This window comes from Thermosynechococcus sp. JY1331, from assembly GCF_031583475.1.
Classification (GTDB): Bacteria; Cyanobacteriota; Cyanobacteriia; order Thermosynechococcales; family Thermosynechococcaceae; genus Thermosynechococcus.
In genome coordinates, this window is sequence record NZ_CP134180.1 from 711,449 (window position 1) to 734,599 (window position 23,151).

A 23,151-nucleotide genomic window follows, 5' to 3' on the forward strand; every position below is an offset into this window, starting at 1 on the left:
CTGTACGGGAAATCTCCCTTGCTCATCAAGGTTGAGGAAAGCGACTGCGGTAGAGATGGACAATTTTACTCACCACCTCATCGATCCCCAAGTTGTCCGTACAGACTTCTATGGCATCGGCAGCTTTGCGAAAAGGGGCGTAGGTGCGTTGCTGATCCGCTGTGTCGCGAGCGGTAATCTGAGCGAGCAATTCCTCGTAGGAGAGGTCGCATTGTCCTTGTTGTTGTAACTCCTGCCAGCGGCGCTGGGCACGCTCTTCGGGCGAGGCCGTTAGGAAAATTTTCAAGCCTGCCTCGGGAAAGACATGGGTACCAATATCACGACCTTCGGCAGCAATGCCCCCATTGGCTCCGATCGCCCGCTGTTGTTGTACCATGAGTCGTCGCACACCCCGCAGGGCGGCAATTTGGGACACTCGCTGCGTCACCTCTAGGGAACGAATCGCTTGGCTGACCTCGCAATCGTTGATCCACACCCGTGTGGGTTGAGGGGGATCGCTGCTCTCAAGACGCAACTGACAATGGGCGATCGCCTCTACGACGGCTGGCTCATCCCTGAGATCAATGTTATTGTCCAAGCACCACCAAGTTACCGCTCGATACATGGCACCGGTGTCAAGGTACTGCAACCCTAGGGCTTGAGCCGCCAGTCGCGTCACGGTTGACTTCCCCGCGCCGGCAGGGCCATCCACAGCCAGAATCGGCAGGCGGCGATCCAATAGGCAATTGTCAATGAGGCGCGTTTGCCCCACCCAACCCGCGATCGCCAATAGCCCCACGGTCTCAATGCGTTCCAAGGGCACTAGGGTCTGGGGATGCACCAATTCGGCATAGTCGAGGCGCAACTGGGGAAACTGGCGCAGATGGTGGTGCACCTGCTCTAATAGCTGCTTAGCTTCAAAGCAGCCCTGACGGAAGGCGGTGGTGGCTACCTCTAGGCTCTGACTTAGGGCTAAGGCGGTGGCGCGATCGCCTGCACTGAGGTATTGATTACGGGAACTGAGGGCAAGGCCATCGGCATCGCGGACAATGGGGCAGCCAATGATCTCCACGTCCAGATTCAAATCCGCCACACAGCGGCGAATAATTGCTAACTGCTGGGCATCCTTTTGGCCAAAATAGGCGCGATCGGGCTGCACCAAGTGCAAGAGCTTCAGCACAATTGTTGCTACCCCGCGAAAATGGCCGGGGCGCGATCGCCCACAGAGGCGTTCCGTTAACTCCCTTGGTGGCTCAACTACCGTCAGACTCTCCATCCCCGCTGGATACAGTTCAGCCACACTGGGCACAAAGAGCAGATCCACCCCTAACTGCTGACAAAGTGCCGTATCCGCCTCAAGGGCACGGGGATAGCGCTCCAAATCCTCTTGGGGGCCAAACTGAAGCGGGTTGACAAAAATACTGACAACGACCACATCACACTCTTGCCGTGCCCGCTGGATCAAGGCGGCATGCCCCCCATGCAGTGCCCCCATTGTCGGCACAAAACCAAGGGTGGTTGCGGGAGGTAATGTGCCAAGGGCAGCCTGTAAACCCGCCGTGGTGGTCAAACGGTAAAACTTACCCATAGAGTGCTTCGGGGGCGATCGGTGCAGTTTTGATACAATCTGTCATATTACAGCCCTTTTCACACCGAGAGAAGACACGCCAGCTTCTGAAAGCCACGATCAGAGAGGCGGGTTTGGTGGATCCCAATGTTAGAAAAGGGCTGTCCAATGCCCGTGCCCGCTTTTTCTAACCAAAGTTTGTACATTTGTTGCAAGGGCTTTAATCTTGGGGGCAGGTTTTCTAAAATTCAGGTACCTTCGTTTCTCTGTACTTGCCAACCCTGTCACGCAACCTCCGTTTTACTCCCCCTGAGCCAAAAGCTTATTTTTTAACTGGAACTGTTCAGCATACGCCGCGAGGATAGCCCCTATGGCCAATGAACTACAAAACAGCTTACAAAAATACCGTTTCGTCTGCACCCTCACCTTCGGGGATATTTATGGCCAAGTCATTGTTTGGCTGATTGTGATCTTTATTGGTTTGGCCGCATCCCTCACCCTCTACAACAATCCCGTGCAGGCGTTTCTGGTCGGGGGGCTAATTTTGGTCTTAACCTTGCCCTTTTTGCTCTTTGCCTTTGTCACGACACTACTCAATCATATTGAAATGCGACCTGTGACAGTCACAGAGAAGAAAAAGCGCAAAGATGCCGCCGTGGCCTCAACCACTGAAGTGGCTCCAGCGAATTAAAGAACCCTTAAAAATAGCGGGCGATCGCCCCCAAAATGCCACACTGAAATTAACGCTGAGGGGGCAGTTCTATGCTTTACTGGCTGACATTTTTGCAGGCATTACCGACACCAGAATTGCCAGCACCTCCCCGCACCCAAACCAAAGCCACAGTACTGGCGGAGTCTCCCCCCATTGTCATGGGTAATCTGGGTGGGCTGCTCTTTTTTCCCGGTGTGATTGCCGGCATTGTGATTTTACTGCTCCTGAGCATTTGGGCTTACACGCGCGTCTATGTCATTACCCCCAACAACGAAGCCTTTGTGCGCACGGGGGGGATTTTTGTTAAGAAAAAAACAGTCATTCTCAATGGTGGCTGCATTGCCCTGCCGGGGTTCCATGAGTTGACACGGGTACCGCTGCGGGAAATCTCCATTGACGTAGAGCGAACGGGCAAATTGGCGGTGCGTACCCAAGATTATCTGCGGGCTGATATGCGGGTCACCTTTTATGTCTGCATCAATGCCACCGAAGAGGATGTCCTCACTGCCGCCGCTCGCCTTTCCCAAAATAACCGCATTACCCCCGAAGACATCAAGAATGCCCTTGAAAAACGGGCGGACGATGCCATTCGCGCAGCTGCAAAACACAAGTCCTTGGCTGAAATTGACTCCGACAAACTGGGGTTTGCCCAAGAGGTACTCAACCTGATGCAGCAGGATCTGCAAAAAGTTGGACTCACCCTCAACAACATTGCCATCTCAGAAGTCCAAGAGAGTGACACCTACGACGAAAACAACTTTTTTGATGCTCAGGGGGTGCGGCTGCGCACAGAAACGATTCAACGCTCGATTCAACAAAAGCGGGAAGTCGAACTCTCAACCCGGGTCGCGATCGAACAAAAGGAACTGGATGCCCAAAAACGCTCCCTGCAAATTGAAGAGGAAAAAGAAGCGGCACTGTTAAGCCAACGCCTGAAGGTGGAAGCCCTAAAAGCGCAGCGGGAAAGGGAAATTGAGGAGGCCAAAGCAGCAGAGGCAGCCGCGATTCAGCGGGCAAAGTTGCTCCAAGCCCAAGCGGTTGAGGAAGAAGAAATCCGCAAAAGACTTGCCATCCAACAGAAGGAAATCGAGGCCAGCATTGAACTGGAGGAAAAAAAATAAACTCCTGAAGGTAACGCAAGCCCAGCAACAGCAGGAGGCAGAAATCGCCGAGATCAGTCGCCAGCAGCAGGTGGAGGCCAACCGTTTGCAAGCACAGGTGGCCATTGCGGAGTCCGAGCGTCAAGCGCGTCTTGCCCAAGAGGATGTGGCGATCGCCGTTGCCACCAAGAAAAAAGAAAGTCTGATTGCCGAAGCCGAGCGGGCACGGGCAGAATCTGCGGTCACCACCGCCATCGAAGTGGAAAAAGCCAATCGCCAGAAAAACCTAGCGATTATTGCCGCAGAGCGGGAAGCGGCGGAAAAACGGGTGCTAGAGCAAAACGTTGTGGAAATTGATGCCTTTCGGCGGCGGCGGCAAGCGGAAATTGCCCAACAGGCAGCGGAACTGGAGGCGGAAGCGATTCGCACCCTTGCGGCGGCCAACCGTGATAAAGCCCTTGCTGAAGCTGAAGGGATGGAGGCCATGCTCGCGGCCAAAAATGTGATTAGCAACGCTAACTTGACAGCTCAAGTGATTACAGCCCTCTGGCCAGAACTGGCACCGCAACTGCCACAAGTTCTCCAAGCCCTTGCCCCGCAACCGGGGGTGATTGGCGATGCCAAAATTTATACCTTTGCCAACGGGGGCACCCCTGCTGATCTCAATAAACTGCTCCTATCCACCAGCGGGCTAGCCCTGATCAATGCCCTTTTTGAGGAGGGGAAACTGGGGCAGTTGTTAGCACAAATTAAATCCCTACTCCAAGAAAATACGTCTCATTCCTAAGACGCGACTGCATACCCCTAGCCGCAAGAATGGATAACTCTTCAGTAGGTCTGAGGCGTGAACCAAAGATTTATTAACTCCATCTGTATTTTCAAAATTCATAGAGATTTTTCAATGGGGTAAATATAAAAAAAAGATTAAGAACCGCCAAAGGTCGGTGTTAGTATTCCGATGAACAGATTTAGAAATGTTAAGATTCTTAATATATGTAACGTATCTACGAAAACGCTGTTAAAGCACCGTTGGCTTGGCCGCGATCTTTAGCAGGGGCGATCGCCCATCCTATAGAGAAAACGATATTCCTAGGCCTTGGACGAATCACTGCTGTCAACCTTGAGAACGAGCGATAGGGACTATGGATACTTCAAAAGATTTAGTGCGCACTTACCTACGGGAGATTGGCCGTGTGCCATTGCTCACCCACGAACAGGAAGTGATCTACGGTAAACAGGTGCAGCAGCTTACCGCCATGAACGAGATTCGCGAAAAGCTCGCGGCAGAACTCAACCGTGAACCCACCCGTGCTGAATGGGCCGCCGCCGCCAACATGAGTGAAGCAGAATTAGAGACAATTATCGAAAATGGCGAGCGCGCCAAACGCAAAATGGTGGAGGCCAACCTGCGGCTGGTGGTTTCGGTTGCCAAAAAGTACATCAAGCGCAATGTGGATCTGCTTGATCTAATCCAAGAGGGCACAATCGGGATGCAGCGGGGGGTAGAAAAATTTGACCCCACCAAGGGGTATCGTTTCTCCACCTATGCCTACTGGTGGATTCGCCAAGCCATTACACGGGCGATCGCTGAAAAGGGGCGCACGATCCGTCTGCCCATCCACATTACCGAAAAGCTGAACAAAATCAAAAAAGCCCAGCGACAACTGTCCCAACGCCTCGGTCGCGCTGCCACGATTAATGAACTGGCGGCAGAACTGGAATTAACCCCTGCCCAAGTGCGGGAATATCTTGAACGGGCGCGACAGCCCCTCTCCCTTGATGTCCGTGTCGGCGATAATCAGGATACGGAGTTGGGGGAATTGCTCGAGGATCCGTCCATTTCACCGGAGGAGTTTGCCGCTCAATCCTCGTTGCGCAGTGACCTTGAACGGCTGATGGCGGATCTGACCCCGCAGCAACGCCATGTGCTCTCCCTACGCTTTGGCCTAGAAAACGGCCAGCCCCTCACCCTTGCCAAAGTGGGCGAACTGCTCAACATTAGTCGCGAGCGGGTGCGGCAAATTGAGCGGGAGGCCCTCAGCAAACTCCGCAAACGCCGCGGCGATATTCACGAGTACCTTGCCAGCTAGCCCATGCTCACTGACGAACAGCACCGCCAAAAAATGCAGCAGCGCAAAGCCGTGCAGGCGCAACGCCTCGCGGAGCGCACCCGTGAAAAAGGTCTCATTATTGTCCATACGGGCAACGGCAAGGGCAAAACCACAGCGGCACTTGGCATGGTGCTGCGTTCCTTGGGGCATGGCTATCGCGTGGCAATTATTCAATTTATCAAGGGGGCGTGGGAGCCAGCGGAAAAAGCGGTTCTTAGCCATTGGTCAGACCAACTGGCCTTCCATGCGATGGGGGAGGGCTTTACATGGGAAACCCAAGACCGCCAGCGGGATATCGCCTGTGCCCAAGCGGCTTGGGAGCTGGGTCTGAGCTACATCACCAACCCCGAGTACCGTTTGGTACTGCTCGATGAAATTAATGTCGCCCTCCAGCTGGACTACTTAACTGTGGCACAGGTGCTCGAGGGACTTGCCCGCAAGCCAGAAATGACCCATGTGATTCTCACCGGACGCGGTGCTCCCCCAGCCCTGATTGACGCCGCAGATCTGGTGACGGAAATGACCCTTGTCAAGCATCCCTTTCGCGAACAGGGCGTTAAAGCCCAGCCGGGGATTGAATTCTAAAGCAGGAGTTCGCCAGCGAAAATCGTAACCGCCTGACCCAATAGCCGCAGGCGATCGCCCCTGTGGGGGTGAATTTTAATCACGCCCCCCCGCGCTGAGGCTTGATAGGCCAATAACTTGTCCTTCCCCAGTTTTGCTCGCCAGTAGGGATACAAGCTACAGTGCGCCGAGCCAGTGACCGGATCCTCAGGGATGCCCAGTTGGGGGGCAAAAAAACGGGAGACGATGTCATATTCCGCGCCATTGGCCTGGGCGGTCACAATCAATCCTCGGCAAGGCAGGCGGGCAATTTGGTCAAAATCGGGTTTCAACTGGGCTACAGCACTGGCATCGACCAGATCCACCAGCAGATCGCTGCCCGCTTGCCCCATAAATATGGGTGGTGTCCCGAGCGCTGCAATGATTGAGGCTTGCACCTGCTGATCCGCAAGGGGCATTACGGGCTGCTGCGGAAAATCAAGGGCGATCCAATCCCCAAGGCGCTGGGCACGCAGAAGACCGCTGCGGGTGTGAAATTCTAGATCCCCTACCACCCCCTGATGCTGCCAGAGGACATGGGCCGTTGCGAGGGTGGCATGACCACAGAGATCCACTTCTGCCACAGGGGTAAACCAGCGCAGGTGAAAGCCACTGGCCAGCGGTACGACAAAAGCCGTTTCTGAAAGATTCATTTCGCGGGCGATCGCCGCCAAGGTTGCATCCTCAAAAAACGTCCCTAGGACACATACGGCCGCCGGGTTACCCCGAAAGGGTTCTGGGGTAAAGGCATCAACTTGGTACAGTGGTAGCGGCATCCGACCCCCGAAAACCGTAAAATCAATCCTGTAGATCGAGCAGAGGACATACTGCGTGGAACGGACATTTCTAGCCATTAAGCCCGATGGCGTTCAGCGTGGGCTAGTGGGGACGATTATCCAACGATTTGAACAAAAAGGCTACACACTGGTCGGCCTCAAACTGATGCGGGTCAGCCGCGAATTGGCAGAGCAGCACTACGGCGAACACAAAGATAAGCCCTTCTTTACGGGGCTAGTGAATTTCATTACCTCTGGACCGGTGGTGGCCATGGTCTGGGAAGGCCGGGGGGTGATTGCCAATGCCCGCAAACTGATTGGTGCCACTAATCCCCTCAATGCGGAGCCAGGAACGCTCCGGGGCGATTTTGCTGTAGATGTGGGACGGAATGTAATTCACGGCTCCGACAGTCCCGAAAATGCCGAGCGGGAAATCAATCTCTGGTTCCAGACGCAGGAACTGGTGCCTTGGGAGCCGGCCTTCACCTCTTGGGTGTATGAGATGTAGGTTCATGGGTTGACTTGGGAAGGGTTGGGGGGGTGTCTGGCTCCTCCACCTCCCGCTTGGAAAAGCCCCACGTAAAGCAAAGGGCAATCAGGCTAATCATCACCCAGTCCGAGGGTACCAGCTGGGGATTAATCACGCGAATGAGCAGCCGCAGACCCACCAGCATCACTGTAAAATAGCCCGCATCCTCAAGTCGAGGAAATTCTTTTAGCCAGCGGATAAATAGCTCCGCCATAAAGCGCAGCATAATCACGCCAATCGTGCCGCCGAGTAATACCAGCCAACGCTCATCCGACAGGGCGATCGCCGTTGTCACGCTATCGAGGGAAAAGGCCAAATCCGCTAAGGCCAGTAGAGGTACCGCCTGCCAAAAAGAACGAATCACCCGCTCGTGCTCATGCTCTGGCTCGGTCGTAAAGAAAAAGTACTTTGCCGATAACCACAGCAGATAGAGTGCCCCCGCCAACTCAAACTGCCAGAACCGCAAGACCCAAGTCGCTGTGAAAATCAGGCCAATGCGAAAAACGTAAGAAATGGCCAGTCCCAGATTGAGTGCCCGCCGTTGTGCATCTAAATCTTCAATACCCCGTACTAGGGCGGCTAGGGCGATCGCATTGTCCGCTGAGAGAACCGCTTCCAGTGCCAACAACACCACAAGTAACAACAGGGTATCCAGTCCCCAGTTGGGCGAGAGTTCCAATAGTTCATCAATCATCGGGTGAGGGAAGTTCTCCAGATTTTTGGCTGCTTATATTTATCGTCGCACAGGAGCGGTACAGCCCTTTTCCCAAAGATGGAACACCCTCAAACCCAGACGTAGGCGCAACCAAAAATGCTAGTGACCTGACCGTTGGGCTGACGGTAGGCCTTACCCACATCCAGTCAGCGGACAAGCGATTCCCCTTTGGTTCTGGCGTGCATAGTCCTGCATCCTGTCGCATTTTCACCGTTAACCTATCACGAGGACTGAAATCTTGGGGAGCCAAGGGGGTGAAAATTCTTGGATCGCTTGCTTTACCAAGGTGGCGATGATTGAGCAAAAGGCAGTGTTCGCTGGGGCATAATTCAGAATTGTCGTTGACGTCGTAGAAATTTTACTTTGCTATGGGACTCGTTAACAATACGCTAAAAGCGGCAGGCAAGCTCGATCCGATTTCTTTAACGCTGTGCATCGTTGGCTCTCGCAAAATCTATCATGAGGATGATTATGCCCAATCTCCATGGCATATCTTTGCCCCCAATCTCAGAATTTATGGTTTTGATGCGGATGCCGACGCCTGTGATGAGGCCAATACCGCCTTAGCCGCCCAAGGAATCACTTGGTTTGAGCGTCACTATCCGCTGACGCTGGGCAAAGAGGTGGGAGAATCAACCCTTTACATTACCAACGCCATTCATTGCAGTTCTTTATATCCACCAAATTTGAGCTACACATCGCGATTTCAAGGATTTAATCCTAGCCTGAATGTGGCGGCAACTGTTCAGGTGGAAACAACCACCCTTGACGCATTTGCTCAAGCTGAAGGCCTTGAGAGCGTAGATGTCCTGCAAGTGGATGTCCAAGGTGCAGATCTAGATGTGTTGCAAGGCGGTGAGCGGCTTCTGGTAGCCAGTACTTTAGCAATCATGGTTGAAGTTGAGTTTTCGGAGGTTTACAGAGGGCAGCCCCTCTTTGGGGATATTGATGCATATTTGCGCGCTCAAGGCTTTGTGCTCTTTGACCTACTCACCAATGATGGTTGGTGCCGATTACCGCGCTACGTTTCCCCATTTCACTCCCAACGGCGAGGGGGTCAACTGCTATGGGCCGATGCAATTTACCTGCGGGATTTGCTCAATGAGAATCAACAGCAGCAAAACCAGCACCTACAGAGCCCTAGCCACTTGCTAAAACTGGCGGCAATTGCTGATGCACTGGACTTTCCTGATTATGCGCTGGAAGTTTTAACGCAACTGACGCTTCGCTATGGCAAAATCCCTCAGTGGAACTGCCGCAAAGAAATTTGCGCTATTTTGGAACAGGTTCAGCCCCTGCTCGGCACAGATATTGCCAAGCTGCCAATTTTAAAGCTGCTGTCTGAGCCAACAACCTAGCCTTGGGGCAAAAGGCGACGGCTAAACTGCTGAATTTCCTCGCGAATCCCTCGCGGCAATTGGCTCTGTTTGGCTAGGGCTTGCTGGAAATATTGCTGTGCCTGCGATCGGTTGCCACTGGCGGCCAAAATTTGTGCTTTCAGATAAAGGAGTTCTGGATTGTGGGGGGCAAGTGCCAAGGCTTGATCAACTGCGTTTAAGGCTTGCGGCCATTGCTTGCGATCGCGATAGGCCAAGGCCAAGCCTCGATAACTCAGGTAATTGGGAGCGGCGTAGGTTTGCAGGGTTTGAATGGCCCGATCCATGCTGACAAAGCCCACATTACTGGCAATACCCCACTCCATAAAGCCACGAACAAGATTCAATTCCGGATCGCGAGGATTGACAGCTTCGGCTCGCCCCACATGATCGAGAACCCGCTGTACCCGCAACAGAGCGGCGGGGGCACCAGCCACAGGCCCCGATCCGGCATCGGAAATTTCATAGCCAGCCATCAAGAAATGCCCCACGGCTTGGTAAAGGTTCCCCCGCAAAGGATCGCGACTGGTCAGCGCTTGGGCAGCGCGCAGGGTCTCCTCAGCGTAGCGTTTGTACCCTGCCCAGTCTTCATTAAGATAGGCAATGGCAGCAGCCAAGGTCAGGGTTAGGGGTTCTTGGCGATCGCGCTCCAAGGCCGCCGGCAGTAACTCTTTACCTTTGACATAGTTGCCATCGCGAAAGAGGGCAACAAAGACAGCTTCCGTTTGATCGGAAATGGGTCGTGCTTGAGCGCCCGTACGGAAAGGATCCCCAGCAAGGGCAGCGGTACTCAGTACCCAGGGGGCGATCGCTCCACTAAGATAGAGAGCAAAGCGTTGCCACAGGCGCAGTTGACGTGTTTGCACGGTCGTTACCTCCGGAGTCTGCATCTTGTTTTCGGTTCACCATCTCAGCTACCACCCCGCCGCCACCCCCCAGCCCATTTTGCGGGACATTAATTTAGACTTGGGTATGGCTGAACTGGGATTAATTATCGGACCCAGTGGATCCGGCAAAACCACCCTACTAGAGATTTTAGCGGGCTTGGCCACCCCCAGTCGGGGAATCATTCGATGGCAGGATCAGGTTCTCACACCCGATCATTTACAACAGTTGGCCGGATTGGTCTTTCAGTTCCCAGATCGCTACTTCTGTGGCAGTACCATTCTCGAAGAGCTGCGCTTTGGCCACCCAGAAATTCCCTACGAAAACTTTTACCGCGCCCTTGCCGATGTGGGTCTCGATCATTTGCCTTTGCACACCCGCCCCGAATCCTTGAGCGGTGGTCAGCAGCGTCGCCTCGCGCTTGCTGTGCAACTGGTGCGCCAACCCTACCTGCTCTTGCTCGATGAACCCACAGCGGGTCTGGATTGGTCAATGCGCCGCCAATTGGTACAGGTGCTGCGCCGCCTCAAGGAACACTGGAGCCTGCTTGTGGTCACCCATGAGGCCACTGAATTGCGGGAGATTAGCGATCGCACGTGGCGATTGGAAAACGGTTGTCTAGTGCCCTTGATTTCCCAGCGATCCAGTCCTGTAATAAGTTTTAATACTTAGGTAGCAATACTTTGCAATTTGTTACCACAGAACCGCAAAGTCGCTTGCCAGCTTGATTTTCTGCTACAACCACAAAAGGTATATCCCCCTTGGGGTTTGGTCTCGATCGTTACAAGGAGTTTGAACGCATGTTCACCCACGTCAAGTCCACGATTCGGCATATCGCGCCAGCGGCGTTAAATGGGCGATCGCTGTTGCGAGTGGTGTATGTGGTACTTGAAGCCCAATACCAGAGCGCGCTGTCGGCAGCGGTTCGCAGCATTAACGATACCCATCCACAGGTGGCCATTGAAATCAGTGGCTATCTCCTTGAGGAACTGCGCAATCCCGAAAACTATGCCGCCTTCTGTGAGGACGTGGCGCGGGCAAATGTGTTTATCGCCTCCCTGATTTTCATTGAGGACTTAGCGGATAAGGTGGTCGAGGCGGTTCAGCCCTATCGCGATCGCTTGGATGTAGCGGTTGTCTTCCCCTCGCTGCCCCAAGTGATGCGCCTTAACAAAATGGGCAGCTTTTCCTTGGCTCAGATTGGCCAATCCAAGAGCGTCATTGCCAACTTCATGAAAAAGCGCAAGGAGAAGTCAGGTGCCGGCTTCCAAGATGCCATGCTCAAACTCCTGCGAACCCTGCCCCAAGTGCTGAAGTACCTCCCCATTGACAAGGCTCAGGATGCCCGCAACTTCATGCTCAGCTTCCAGTATTGGCTGGGCGGGTCGCCAGAGAACCTAGAAAACTTCCTCCTCATGCTGGCCGATCGCTACGTCTTCAAAGGTCAGCCAAACAGCAACCTCAGCTACCAAGAACCGGTCACCTACCCCGACACCGGTATTTGGCACCCCCTTGCACCGCAAATGTTTGAGGATCTTAAGGAGTACCTCAACTGGTTCAACAGTCGCCGCGATATTGGCGCTGATCTCAAAGACCCTCTCGTGCCCACCATTGGCCTGCTGTTGCAGCGTACCCACCTTGTCACCGGTGATGACGCTCACTATGTCGCCATTGTGCAAGAGTTTGAATCCCAAGGGGCGCGGGTGATTCCCGTCTTCTCTGGTGGGCTGGACTTTTCGACGCCCCTAGAAAAATTTTTCTACGATCCCGTCAACCCTGAGAAACCCATTGTTGATACCGTTGTCTCTCTCACGGGATTCGCCCTTGTGGGGGGGCCTGCCAAGCAGGATCATCCCAAAGCTGTAGCGGCACTGAAAAAACTCAACCGTCCCTACATGGTGGCACTGCCCTTGGTGTTTCAAACCACTGAGGAATGGGAAGACAGCGATCTGGGGCTGCACCCGATTCAAGTGGCGCTGCAAATTGCTCTGCCGGAACTGGATGGTGCCATTGAGCCAATTATTCTTTCCGGTCGCGATGGCATGACCGGTAAGGCGATCGCCCTCCAAGACCGCGTCGAAATGATCGTACAGCGGGCACTGAAGTGGGCCAATCTGCGCCGCAAACCCAAGGTGCAAAAGAAAGTCGCCATCACCATCTTTAGCTTCCCGCCGGATAAAGGCAATGTTGGCACCGCCGCCTACTTGGATGTCTTTGGCTCCATCTACAAAGTCATGGAAGCCCTGAAAAACAACGGCTATGACGTGCAGGACATGCCCGAGAGTGCCGAAGCCCTGATGCAGGAAATTCTCCACGATGCCCGTGCCCAAGTGGGGAGTCCTGAACTCAACATTGCCTACCGCATGAGCGTGCCGGAATACGAGCGCCTCACCCCCTACGCCAAGCGCCTTGAAGAAAACTGGGGCAAACCGCCAGGGCACCTGAACAGTGACGGCCAAAACCTGCTCATCTACGGCAAAGCCTACGGCAACGTCTTTATTGGCGTGCAGCCCACCTTTGGCTACGAAGGGGATCCAATGCGGCTGCTCTTTTCTCGCTCTGCCAGTCCCCACCACGGCTTTGCTGCCTATTACACCTTCCTCAACCACATTTGGCAGGCGGATGCAGTGCTCCACTTTGGCACCCACGGTTCTTTGGAGTTCATGCCGGGCAAACAGATGGGCATGTCTGGGGATTGCTACCCCGATAATCTCATTGGCTGTATTCCCAACCTCTACTACTACGCTGCCAATAACCCCTCTGAAGCCACCATTGCCAAACGCCGCAGCTATGCCAACACGATTAGTTACCTCACGCCCCCCGCGGAAAATGCCGGCCTCTACAAAGGGCTGCGGGAACTCAGCGATCTCATTGGTTCCTACCAAACCCTGAAAGATAGCGGTCGGGGGGTTCAGATTGTCAACACGATCATGGACAAGTGCCGCCTAGTCAATCTCGATCAGGATGTGGCTCTCCCCGCTAAGGACGCGGCAGATCTCACTGCCGAGGAGCGCGATACCCTCGTGGGCAAGGTCTATATCAAGCTGATGGAAATTGAAAGCCGCCTCCTGCCCTGTGGCCTGCACGTAATTGGCAAACCGCCGACAACGGAAGAAGCAGTGGCTACCTTGGTCAATATTGCCAGCTTGGATCGCTCTGAGGACGGCATTAAGAGCTTGCCCAGGCTCATTGCCGAGAGTCTAGGGCGGGACATTGATGAGATTTATCAAAATAGCGATCGCGGGGTACTGGCGGATGTTGAACTGCTGCGCCAGATTAACGAGGCGACCCGTGCTGCCGTCAGTGCCCTCGTCCAAGCCCAAGCCGATGCCGAGGGTCGTGTGTCGCGGGTCTCGAAGCTGAACTTCTTTAACATGGGGCGCAAAGAGCCGTGGATTGAATCCCTCCATGGTGCAGGCTATACCCAAGTGGATGCCGCTGCCCTTAAGCCCCTGATGGAATACCTCGAATTCTGTTTACAGCAGATTGTGGCCGACAATGAACTGGGGGCACTGCTGCAAGCCCTTGAAGGCGAGTACATTCTCCCCGGCCCCGGTGGCGATCCAATTCGCAATCCTGAGGTCTTGCCGACGGGCAAAAATATCCACGCCTTGGATCCCCAAGCCATTCCCACTGCCGCTGCTGTGCAGTCTGCCAAAGTTGTGGTCGATCGCCTTCTAGCGCGGCAAAAAGCGGAAAACAACAACCAATGGCCAGAAACCATCGCCATGGTACTCTGGGGCACAGATAATATCAAAACCTATGGCGAGTCCCTTGCTCAAGTGCTCTGGCTAGTGGGGGCACGTCCTTTACCCGATTCCTTGGGACGGGTCAACAAAGTGGAACTCATCCCCCTAGAAGAGCTGGGGCGGCCACGCATTGATGTTGTCGTCAACTGTTCTGGGGTCTTCCGCGATCTCTTTATCAACCAGATGGCGCTCATTGACCGTGCCATCAAGATGGCTGCCGAAGCCGATGAACCCCTTGAGCTAAACTTTATCCGCAAGCACGCCCTGCAACAGGCTTCAGAATTGGGGATTGACCTGCGCCAAGCGGCCACACGGGTCTTCACCAATGCCTCCGGTTCCTACGCGGCGAATGTCAACCTAGCGGTGGAAAATAGCTCTTGGGAGCAGGAGTCGGAACTTCAGGATATGTATCTCTCCCGTAAGTCCTTTGCCTTCTCGGCAGATTCTCCGGGGACGATGCAGCAGGCGCGGGATTTGTTTGAAACCGCCCTCAAAACCGTGGATGTAACCTTCCAGAATCTCGACTCCTCAGAAATTAGCCTCACCGATGTCAGCCACTACTTTGACTCAGATCCGACCAAGCTGGTGGCGGCACTGCGCAGCGATGGCAAGCAACCCAAGGCCTATATTGCCGATACCACCACAGCCAATGCCCAAGTGCGGACGCTCTCGGAAACCGTTCGCCTCGACAGCCGAACCAAGCTCCTGAATCCCAAGTGGTATGAAGGGATGCTCTCCCACGGCTACGAAGGGGTGCGCGAGATCTCGAAGCGACTAGTCAACACAATGGGCTGGTCGGCCACCGCAGGAGCTGTGGATAACTGGGTTTATGAGGAGGCGAATGCCACGTTTATTCTCGATGAGCAGATGCGGCAGCGGCTTCTGAATACCAACCCCCACTCCTTCCGCAAAATGGTGAGCACCTTCCTCGAACTTCACGGACGCGGCTATTGGCAGACCAGTGAAGCCAATCTGGAACTGCTGCGGCAACTCTATCAAGAGGTCGAGGACAAGATTGAGGGCGTTGAGTAAACAACGTTAATAGCATGGGGGAAGCTCTTCCCCCTTTTTATTTGGACGCCGATGTGATCGGAACCCACCCTGCTCCTTAAGCGTCAGACCCCGCAGTACGTTTTTTCTGTGGAGGAGTTGACGATGTTGAAGACACTTCAAGTCGTTGGCCTATCGTCCTTGACTGGTTTGGCGGTTCTTTCCTTTGTGGATACCGCCGCGGCTCAACTGAATGTCAACGTGAATCTTGGTGGTTCCCGTCAGCCGGTGTATGTGGTGCCCAGTCCCTCTAGCCAACCCGTCTATGTGGTGCCTACCCCTCAAACACAACCCGTGTATGTGGTACAGCCAAGAGTGGTTAGTGTTCCGCCGGCCTCCCCGCGATCGCGCCATCACCGCAAAAAGCCCCATCGCAATCAACCGCAGTATGTGATTCCCGCGAATCCGAGTGGGGTGCTGATCACGTTTTAAGAATTCCAGTCAGAATCGCCGCCCCTTCTGCTAAGATGGATTACACATCAGTATTCCGACCGATTTATCGTAGATTGATGGCAGAATGGTCAATTGGCGGCGTTTTAGGGTTTGGTTGAGCTTGTTCTTACTAGCGGTAGGTCTCAGTGGTCTCACCGCTGCTTGTCAATTTCAGGCCACTCTGCCCGATGGTCGCCCTGCTCAGGTGAATCTAACCCTTTCTTCGTTCTCGGTCACTAAAAAAGCGCACGAGGCTATTATGCCCCTGTTTGCTGCTCAATGGGAACAGGAACATCAACAAAAAGTGCGCTTCCGAACGAGTTATGGTCCCTCGGGCAGTCAGTCACGGGCGGTGATTGATGGCCTAGAAGCCGATATTGTCCACTTGTCCCTTGGTTTAGATGTCGATCGCATTGCCAAAGCAGGGTTAATTCGCCCCGATTGGGCTAGCCAAGCCCCCCACAACAGCATTGTCACCACTTCTGTCGGTGCCCTGATTACCCGTGACGGCAACCCGAAAAATCTGCAAACATGGCAGGATCTCACCCGTGAGGGGGTGACATTTGTGACTGCCGATCCCAAAACCTCTGGCGCGGCTCGCTGGAACTTCCTTGCGCTGTGGGGATCGGTCACGGAAACAGGGGGAACGTTTGATCAGGCGCGGCAGTTTGTGACTGAAGCCTTTCGCCATGTGGCCGCTCTCCCCCGCGATAGTCGTGAAGCCACTGATGCCTTTTTGAAACAGGGACAGGGGGATGCCCTGATCAACTATGAAAATGAAGTGATCTTGGCTCGCCAAAAGGGCAAGACCCTTTCCTATATCCTTCCTCCTGTGAATATCCTGATTGAAAACCCGATCGCCCTTGTGGATCAATACGTGGATAAACATGGCACACGGGAGGTAGCACAGGCCTATATTGACTTTCTCTATACTCCCCAAGCTCAGGAGATCTTTGCCCAATATGGTTTTCGACCCGTGGATGCCACCGTCCTTGCCGCCCATCAGCAGACGTTTCCACCCGTGCCCACCCTCTTTACCGTGGCAGATTTAGGGGGCTGGGAGAAGGTGCAAGCCCAATTTTTCGCTAATGGCGCCCTGTTTGATCAAATTCAGCAGGAGAATCAAGCCTGATGACCGCTACCCACCCCATTTCGCCGTCACTCTCTCCTCAGAAACAGCGCTGGCAGTTTCCTTGGGTTTGGAGAATCACGGTCTTTTACTTACTCGTGATGCTGGCTGTACCCATTGCTGCCCTCTTGAGCCGTGCCAGTAGTGCTGGGCCACTGCATTTTTGGCAGGTGGCAACGCGGGCGATCGCCTTGTCGGCCTATGAAGTCACGTTTGTGACTGCCCTCATCGCAGCGCTGATCAATGGCGTCTTTGGTACCCTGATTGCTTGGGTGCTGGTGCGCTATTCCTTTCCGGGGAAGCGCTTCTTTGATGCTGTCGTGGATCTACCTTTTGCATTGCCAACGGCGGTGGCGGGTCTCACCCTCGCAACGGTCTATAGCGAAAATGGCTGGATTGGTAGCTTACTAGCGCCCTTCGGAATCAGAATTGCCTTCAGCCGCTGGGGAGTGGCGGTGGCGATGCTCTTTATTTCCTTACCCTTCGTGATTCGCACGGTGCAGCCCGTCCTCACTGAAATGGAAAAGGATGTGGAGGAGGCAGCATGGTCGCTGGGTGCTACTCATGGGCAGACCTTTTGGCGAGTGATTTTGCCACCTTTGATGCCCGCTATTCTCACAGGCGTTGCCCTAGGCTTCTCACGGGCAGTGGGGGAATTTGGCTCAATTGTGATTATTTCCTCCAACACTCCTTTTCGGGACTTGATTGCCTCAGTGCTGGTGTTTCAGAGCTTAGAGCAGTATGACTATGAGGCAGCAACCATTATTGGTACGGTGATGCTCTTGGTATCCCTAGCGATTTTATTTCTGATTAATCTGCTGCAAGCGTGGGGGCGGCGCTATGCGGAGCGTTAAACCCTCGCCCACCCAAGAAAAGCCATGGCTACATGCCCTTTTGATTGTTATTGCCATCGCCTACTTAGCCCTTGTGCTTTTGCTGCCGGCGGCCAATGTCCTTTTCCAAGCCTTTCACAAGGGAGTCATGCCCTTTCTGGAAAATTTGCTGGAGCCGGATTTTCTGCATGCGGTGTGGCTGACCTTTGCCCTTGCCTTGGTGGTGGTGCCCTTAAACACGATCTTTGGTCTCTGTGCCGCTTGGGCGATCGCCCGCCATCGCTTTGCGGGACGCACCCTTTTACTGAGCATTATTGACCTACCTTTTTCCATCTCCCCCGTTGTTGCCGGACTGATGCTGGTACTGGTCTATGGCCGCAATGGCTGGTTCGGGGGCTGGCTGCAAGCTTTAGATATTCGCGTTATTTTCTCTTTTCCGGGGATGGTGCTGGCAACAGCCTTTGTGAGTTTGCCCTTTGTGGCGCGAGAAGTCATCCCTGTCCTAGAAGAAATCGGTACCGAGCAGGAGGAAGCCGCAAAAACCCTAGGCGCCAATGAGTGGCAAACCTTTTGGCGAGTCACCCTACCCAATATCCGCTGGGGGCTGCTCTATGGGGTCCTGTTGACCAATGCGCGAGCGATGGGGGAGTTTGGCGCTGTGGCAGTAGTCTCTGGCAATGTGGCGGGTCTGACGCAAACCCTGCCCCTCTTTGTGGAGGATGCCTATAAAAACTACAATACGGAGTCCGCCTATGCGGCAGCGGTGATCCTTGGCTTGCTAGCGCTTGTGACGCTCGTGGTTAAGGAAATTTTGGAGCGGAAAACAGGGATCAAGCCCAATCCCTAGGAGGTGCCGAGGACGCGCAAAATCGAGGGCACGGCTTCAATATCGGTCATTTGGGCAATCTCGGCCATAGCTTGACGAAACTCCCCTTCGCGCACATGGTGGGTGACAATCACAATTTCTGCCAGTTCATTGTGGCTGCCAATTTGCACAAGGGATTCCAAGCTAACATTGTGGTTGCCAAAACAGGTACCCAGTTTCCCTAGGACTCCCGGATGATCTTGGGCATGGACACGGGCATAGAAACGACTATCCACCTCCGCCATCGGTAGCAGCGGCATAAACTGATCGTGCTGGCAGGTGAGCAAGGGATGGCTGGCACGTCCTTGGGGGAGAAGGGCGGCAATGTTGATTAAATCCGCCACGACGGCACTGGCGGTTGCCCCTGCACCGGCACCGGGACCATAGAACATTACCTGACCCAAAGGCTCTGCCTCTAGGAGAATGGCATTAAAGACGCCATTGACGCCGGCAAGGGGGTGCTCAAGGGGCACGAGCGTCGGATGAACGCGCACCTCTAGGGGCTGGCCACTGAGCTGGCGGGCGATCGCCAGCAGTTTAATGCGAAATCCGAGTTTTTCCGCATAGGCAATATCTACCGCCGTGATCCCACGAATGCCCTCGCAATACACTTCCTCGCGGCGAATCCGCCCCCCAAAGGCAAGGCTGGCCAGAATGGCAATTTTATCCGCGGCATCCCATCCCTCAATGTCAGCACTGGGATCGGCTTCGGCATACCCTAGGCGTTGGGCATCGGCAAGGATGGGGGCAAAATCCCCCTGTTCCTGCTGCATGCGGGTCAGGATGTAGTTGGTGGTGCCATTGAGAATGCCGCTGACACTGTGGATACGATTGGCACCTAGGCTCTGTTTCAGGGCTTGAATGACAGGAATGCCACCGGCCACGGCCGCTTCGAGCATCACATAGACCCCTTGGGCATTGGCCGCATCAAAAATTTCAGCACCATGACGGGCAATGACGGCCTTGTTGGCGGTGACAATGTGCTTGCCGTGGGCAATGGCTTTGAGGATGAGCGATCGCGCCGGTTCAATGCCGCCGAGGACTTCCACCACAATGTCAATCTCAGGATGAGTCACAATGCGTTCTAAGTCAGTGGTCAGGAGCTTGGGATCAAGGGCAACGGCACGGGGCTTATGGATATCCCGTACCCCCACTTGGGCGATCGCCAGTTCCTTGATCAGCGGATGGCGCCCCGCTGGATCCGCCAAAATTTGCGCCACACCGCCACCAACAGTGCCCAACCCCAGTAAACCAATGTGATACATCAGACCCGTCCTATTGCACTGTTCCTATTATCAGTCGCGCTCGTCCTAGTCACACACATGGCGAACATAGGGTTCCTCCTCAGGCAAAAAGGATTCAAAACTCGCCACTTGAGCAGCAATGAGATCGGGCGTGGCCTCGGCAATATCCCCTTGGCGATCGCTCAGACGACGGCGCAGTTCCTCAGGCGGTGCATTACAGAAGTGAATCTCCAAGGGCACCTGCAATTTCTCAGCTAAAGCAATCACGGGTTGGCGCAGCGCCACGCGATCGTATTTCGCATCCAAAATCACCGTTTGTCCCTGACGCAGCAACAATTCTGCATAGGCCAAGAGCTGATTATAGGTTTTTTGGGTCATGGCCTCAGAATAGAGATCGACCTGCGGGAAATCACTGCTGCGGCGGTCAAGGGGTAAACCCGCCAAGTGCTTACGCACGGCATCGGAGCGGATTTGAATGGCTTGCTCGGCTTGGGCGAGACCCCGTCCCCGTGTACTTTTGCCTGCCCCAGAGAGACCGCACATGACATAGAGCTTGGCTTGACGTGGTTGGGTGTAGCGATAGGCCGCCTCATAGTAGGCCGCAGCCGTGGCTTGAATCTGTGCCTTTTCGGCCTCGCTAATAGCGGGATCGTTGAGGGCCAAGGCGTTCACATTGCCGCGAATATAGGCTCTGATGCAAAGGTAAAGGGGCAACAGCACCGCCCCAGCGTAGTCCCCACTCCACTCCAAGTAGGTATTGAGGAAGAGATTGGCCAAGTCCCCGCGACCCCGAAACTCCAGATCCATCAGCAAAAAAGCGGCGTCATAAATGACATCAATGTTGCGAAATTCTTCGTTGAACTCAATACAGTCGAAAATTTGCACCCTGCCGTTGTAGAGGCAGATATTGTTCAGGTGCAGGTCGCCATGGCACTCGCGAATTTTGCCTGCGGCTTGCCGCTGCACCAACCACTCCTGATGACGGGTCAGAAAGTCATCAGTAAAAGCCTGAATCGCCGCGTACTGCTCTGGGGATTGACAGCGACCGACAAACTGAGCCGCCAAGGCATGGCAATTGTTAATCACTTGGGCGATCGCCCGCGGGGAGCCAAATTCACTAATGTGGGGATCTGTGGCAGCGGCGCGGTGAAAGTGAGCCAGTTCTTTACCGAGGGATTCAATCAGGCTGGGGGTGACTTGGTTGGCTGCAAAGAGGTGCGAAAACAGTTGCGACTGATCAAATTGCCGCATTTGCACGGCATAGTCAATCACCTCAGCTCCCGCAGGTAAGTCTTGGGGATCCGCCACAAAATAGCGATCGCCCACCGCCACAATGGGCACCACCGCCAAGTAGAGATCTGACGCCAAACGGCGATTCAGCCGTAACTCTTCCTGACAGTAAAATAGCCGCTTTTCTAGGGTTGTAAAGTTCAAAAAGCCAAAATCCGCCGGCTTTTTCACCTTATAGGCATAGTCCCCCGTCAGAAATACGTAGGAAATATGCGTTTGCAGCAGTTGAATTGGGGAGGTTACCGCATGGGAGTAGGCAGCAGGCGTTAATAGGGCTTCGACAAAGGCAGGCAAAGACATGCGTATTGTGGCTAACATCGCGCCCCAATCATATCACTAGACTCTATGCCTGTGGCTAAATTGACGTTTTGAACGTTCCTTTAGAGGATGGGGATACAACCCTCTGATGGTGCATGGAACTATGGTGCGTCGCCCCGTCACATTACCCCAACTCCAACAAAAAAAACAGCAGGGAGAGCCAATTACCATGCTCACGGCTTGGGATTATTTGTGGGCACGCCTATTGGATGCGGCGGGGGTGGATGTGATCCTTGTCGGGGATTCCCTTGGCATGGTTGCCCTTGGCTATCAAACCACCTTGCCGGTGACCCTTGATCAGATGATTCACCATGCGCAGGCGGTGCGGCGGGGCGTCAGCCACAGTTTCCTCGTGTGTGACCTGCCCTTTTTGAGCTACCACGAAAGCCCAGAGCAGGCCCTGCGCTCAGCGGGGCGTTTAGTCAAAGAAGCAGACGTCCAGGCAGTAAAAATGGAAGGTGCCTCTCCGGTGGTGCAGGCAGCAACGCGGCGCTTAGTGGAGGCCGGCATCCCGGTGCTGGGTCATGTGGGTCTGTTGCCGCAGCGGGTGCATCAGTTGGGGGGATGGCGACAACAGGGGAAGACGCCACAGGGGGCGGAAGCAATTCTCGCAGATGCCCTTGCTCTGGCCGAAGCAGGTGCCTTTGGCATCATTTTGGAGCATATTCCTGCGGATTTGGCACAGCAAATTACCGCCAAGCTGGAAATTCCCACGATTGGAATTGGCGCCGGCCCCTACTGTGATGGTCAGGTGTTGGTAACGGCAGATGTTTTGGGCTTAAGCCCGCAGGTGCCCCCCTTTGCTAAGGTGTATGCCGACTTGGGCACTCAGGCGATCGCTGCCCTTAAGAGCTACTGCCAAGCTGTAAAATCGCGGCAATTTCCCTAACTTAGAGCGGCCAATGGGCACGGGGGTTAAAGGTGCGCAGCGATCGCAACTTTTCGTAGAGTTCTTTTTCTTGGGCACTCAGGGATTTGGGGGGCACAATTTGCACCTTGGCAAGGAGATCGCCAGCAATGCCGCTACTACTGCGCCACCCTTTGCCCCGTAACCGCAGCGATTGCCCAGATCGCGTACCAGGGGGCACATTCAAAACCACAGTCCCAGAGGGCGTCGGTACCGTGACTTGAGCACCCAAGGCAGCTTCATCCGGGGTAATCGGCAAATCAATCACCAATTGATCCTCTTCAAAGCGGAAGAGGGGATGGGGCGCCACCTGTACCGCGAGATATAAATCCCCTCGCTGTTGGGTGTAGGGGTTATATTGACCTTTCCCCCGCAGTCGTAACTTCGTCCCCGGCTTAATACCAGCGGGAATCGTCACAGTCACCTGTTCATTGCCAATCTTGAAGGTTTTTTGGCACCCCTCAAAGGCCTCTTGGAAACTAATTTGTACCTCTAAATCAATATCGGTACTCCCAAATGGCGATGAATCAAAGCCAGCGCTGCTCCAAGTGCGAGTACGCCCTGTGGTCGTGCCGGTGGCAAATCGCCCCAGCAACTCGTTGATAAAGTCTTCAAAGCTGCTAAACTGACTAAAGTCAGCGCCAAAGTCACCAATATTGACATTAAAGCCACCAGCACCCGCCGCACTGGCCTGTTGCCAATACTGACCAAATTGATCGTATTTGCGTCGTTTTTCCGGATCTGAGAGCACTTCGTGGGCTTCGTTAATTTCCTTGAAACGAGCTTCTGCCTCTTTGTCCCCCGGATTTAAGTCGGGGTGATACTTGCGCGCGAGGCGGCGAAAGGCTTGCCGAATTTCGGCATCCGTGGCATTTTTGCTGACCCCGAGGATTTGGTAGTAATCTTTGAAGTCGGTACGCGCCATAGGAACATTCGCCTCTACGTAATCAAAAGATGAAGATTTAGTGTCAGGGCTGGCAG

19 protein-coding genes and 1 pseudogene are annotated in these 23,151 nt (G+C 54.3%); 13 read left to right on the top strand and 7 right to left on the bottom strand.

What is annotated here, in order from left to right; all coding sequences use genetic code 11:
* Nucleotides 1-25: 25 nt before the first annotated feature.
* Complete coding sequence (locus RHJ31_RS03360; RefSeq protein WP_302677365.1) at nucleotides 26-1,567, bottom strand: bifunctional pantoate--beta-alanine ligase/(d)CMP kinase; 1,542 nt, start codon at nucleotides 1,565-1,567, stop codon at nucleotides 26-28.
* A 349-nt stretch (nucleotides 1,568-1,916) separates the two neighbouring features.
* Here RHJ31_RS03360 and RHJ31_RS03365 point away from each other — a divergent pair, with 349 nt between their 5' ends.
* From RHJ31_RS03365 to cobO, 4 genes and pseudogenes are all read left to right on the top strand, one after another.
* Nucleotides 1,917-2,237, top strand: a complete 321-nt coding sequence (locus RHJ31_RS03365) for a hypothetical protein (RefSeq protein WP_206200436.1) — start codon at nucleotides 1,917-1,919, stop codon at nucleotides 2,235-2,237.
* A 71-nt stretch (nucleotides 2,238-2,308) separates the two neighbouring features.
* Nucleotides 2,309-4,145 (top strand): annotated as a pseudogene (locus RHJ31_RS13145) (flotillin family protein).
* 355 nt (nucleotides 4,146-4,500) lie between these two features.
* Nucleotides 4,501-5,448: an RNA polymerase sigma factor, RpoD/SigA family gene (locus RHJ31_RS03380; protein WP_302677368.1), complete on the top strand. Its 948-nt coding sequence runs from the start codon at nucleotides 4,501-4,503 to the stop codon at nucleotides 5,446-5,448.
* A 3-nt stretch (nucleotides 5,449-5,451) separates the two neighbouring features.
* The gene (gene cobO, locus RHJ31_RS03385) at nucleotides 5,452-6,054 is read left to right on the top strand and encodes a cob(I)yrinic acid a,c-diamide adenosyltransferase (RefSeq protein ID WP_206200433.1); all 603 of its coding nucleotides are present in this window, start codon (nucleotides 5,452-5,454) and stop codon (nucleotides 6,052-6,054) included.
* On the opposite strand, the gene RHJ31_RS03390 is transcribed toward cobO, so the two are convergent.
* Entirely contained in the window at nucleotides 6,051-6,848 is a 798-nt protein-coding gene (locus RHJ31_RS03390) for a PhzF family phenazine biosynthesis protein (RefSeq protein ID WP_302677369.1), read from the bottom strand. The genes cobO and RHJ31_RS03390 overlap by 4 nt on opposite strands.
* Before the next feature lie 55 nt (nucleotides 6,849-6,903).
* On the opposite strand from RHJ31_RS03390, the gene ndk reads away from it, so the two are divergent.
* Nucleotides 6,904-7,356, top strand: coding sequence for a nucleoside-diphosphate kinase (gene ndk / locus RHJ31_RS03395; protein ID WP_302677370.1), 453 nt, complete (start codon nucleotides 6,904-6,906; stop codon nucleotides 7,354-7,356).
* Here the strand turns inward: ndk and RHJ31_RS03400 are convergent.
* Nucleotides 7,331-8,071: a TerC family protein gene (locus tag RHJ31_RS03400; RefSeq protein ID WP_206200430.1), complete on the bottom strand. Its 741-nt coding sequence runs from the start codon at nucleotides 8,069-8,071 to the stop codon at nucleotides 7,331-7,333. The genes ndk and RHJ31_RS03400 overlap by 26 nt on opposite strands.
* Before the next feature lie 389 nt (nucleotides 8,072-8,460).
* Between RHJ31_RS03400 and RHJ31_RS03405 the strand changes: the two genes are divergently transcribed.
* On the top strand, nucleotides 8,461-9,450 hold the full coding sequence (locus tag RHJ31_RS03405; protein ID WP_302677371.1) for an FkbM family methyltransferase: 990 nt from the start codon (nucleotides 8,461-8,463) through the stop codon (nucleotides 9,448-9,450).
* Here the strand turns inward: RHJ31_RS03405 and RHJ31_RS03410 are convergent.
* Complete coding sequence (locus RHJ31_RS03410; protein ID WP_302677372.1) at nucleotides 9,447-10,334, bottom strand: Sll0314/Alr1548 family TPR repeat-containing protein; 888 nt, start codon at nucleotides 10,332-10,334, stop codon at nucleotides 9,447-9,449. The genes RHJ31_RS03405 and RHJ31_RS03410 overlap by 4 nt on opposite strands.
* Before the next feature lie 25 nt (nucleotides 10,335-10,359).
* On the opposite strand from RHJ31_RS03410, the gene RHJ31_RS03415 reads away from it, so the two are divergent.
* From RHJ31_RS03415 to cysW, 6 genes are all read left to right on the top strand, one after another.
* Complete coding sequence (locus tag RHJ31_RS03415; protein ID WP_206200427.1) at nucleotides 10,360-11,025, top strand: ABC transporter ATP-binding protein; 666 nt, start codon at nucleotides 10,360-10,362, stop codon at nucleotides 11,023-11,025.
* Between the two features lie 128 nt (nucleotides 11,026-11,153).
* The gene (locus tag RHJ31_RS03420; protein ID WP_206200426.1) at nucleotides 11,154-15,134 is read left to right on the top strand and encodes a magnesium chelatase subunit H; all 3,981 of its coding nucleotides are present in this window, start codon (nucleotides 11,154-11,156) and stop codon (nucleotides 15,132-15,134) included.
* A 123-nt stretch (nucleotides 15,135-15,257) separates the two neighbouring features.
* Nucleotides 15,258-15,584, top strand: a complete 327-nt coding sequence (locus RHJ31_RS03425; RefSeq protein ID WP_190278112.1) for a hypothetical protein — start codon at nucleotides 15,258-15,260, stop codon at nucleotides 15,582-15,584.
* Between the two features lie 115 nt (nucleotides 15,585-15,699).
* Nucleotides 15,700-16,716 (top strand): sulfate ABC transporter substrate-binding protein, encoded by a 1,017-nt coding sequence (locus RHJ31_RS03430; RefSeq protein ID WP_255451678.1) that lies wholly within the window; start codon nucleotides 15,700-15,702, stop codon nucleotides 16,714-16,716.
* The gene (gene cysT / locus RHJ31_RS03435; RefSeq protein ID WP_206200424.1) at nucleotides 16,716-17,567 is read left to right on the top strand and encodes a sulfate ABC transporter permease subunit CysT; all 852 of its coding nucleotides are present in this window, start codon (nucleotides 16,716-16,718) and stop codon (nucleotides 17,565-17,567) included. The genes RHJ31_RS03430 and cysT overlap by 1 nt, the downstream gene beginning before the upstream one ends.
* On the top strand, nucleotides 17,554-18,393 hold the full coding sequence (gene cysW, locus RHJ31_RS03440) for a sulfate ABC transporter permease subunit CysW (RefSeq protein ID WP_206200423.1): 840 nt from the start codon (nucleotides 17,554-17,556) through the stop codon (nucleotides 18,391-18,393). The genes cysT and cysW overlap by 14 nt, the downstream gene beginning before the upstream one ends.
* On the opposite strand, the gene RHJ31_RS03445 is transcribed toward cysW, so the two are convergent.
* Nucleotides 18,390-19,676 carry a homoserine dehydrogenase gene (locus tag RHJ31_RS03445; protein ID WP_255521468.1) on the bottom strand — a complete coding sequence of 429 codons (1,287 nt, stop codon included), beginning with the start codon at nucleotides 19,674-19,676 and terminating at the stop codon, nucleotides 18,390-18,392. The genes cysW and RHJ31_RS03445 overlap by 4 nt on opposite strands.
* A gap of 45 nt (nucleotides 19,677-19,721) precedes the next feature.
* Complete coding sequence (locus RHJ31_RS03450; protein ID WP_302677373.1) at nucleotides 19,722-21,245, bottom strand: bifunctional aminoglycoside phosphotransferase/ATP-binding protein; 1,524 nt, start codon at nucleotides 21,243-21,245, stop codon at nucleotides 19,722-19,724.
* A gap of 121 nt (nucleotides 21,246-21,366) precedes the next feature.
* On the opposite strand from RHJ31_RS03450, the gene panB reads away from it, so the two are divergent.
* A complete protein-coding gene (gene panB / locus RHJ31_RS03455) occupies nucleotides 21,367-22,152 on the top strand; it encodes a 3-methyl-2-oxobutanoate hydroxymethyltransferase (RefSeq protein ID WP_310445842.1) in 786 nt (261 codons plus the stop codon).
* Nucleotide 22,153: 1 nt separating this feature from the next.
* On the opposite strand, the gene RHJ31_RS03460 is transcribed toward panB, so the two are convergent.
* Entirely contained in the window at nucleotides 22,154-23,095 is a 942-nt protein-coding gene (locus RHJ31_RS03460) for a DnaJ C-terminal domain-containing protein (RefSeq protein ID WP_302677375.1), read from the bottom strand.
* Between the last annotated feature and the right edge of the window lie 56 nt (nucleotides 23,096-23,151).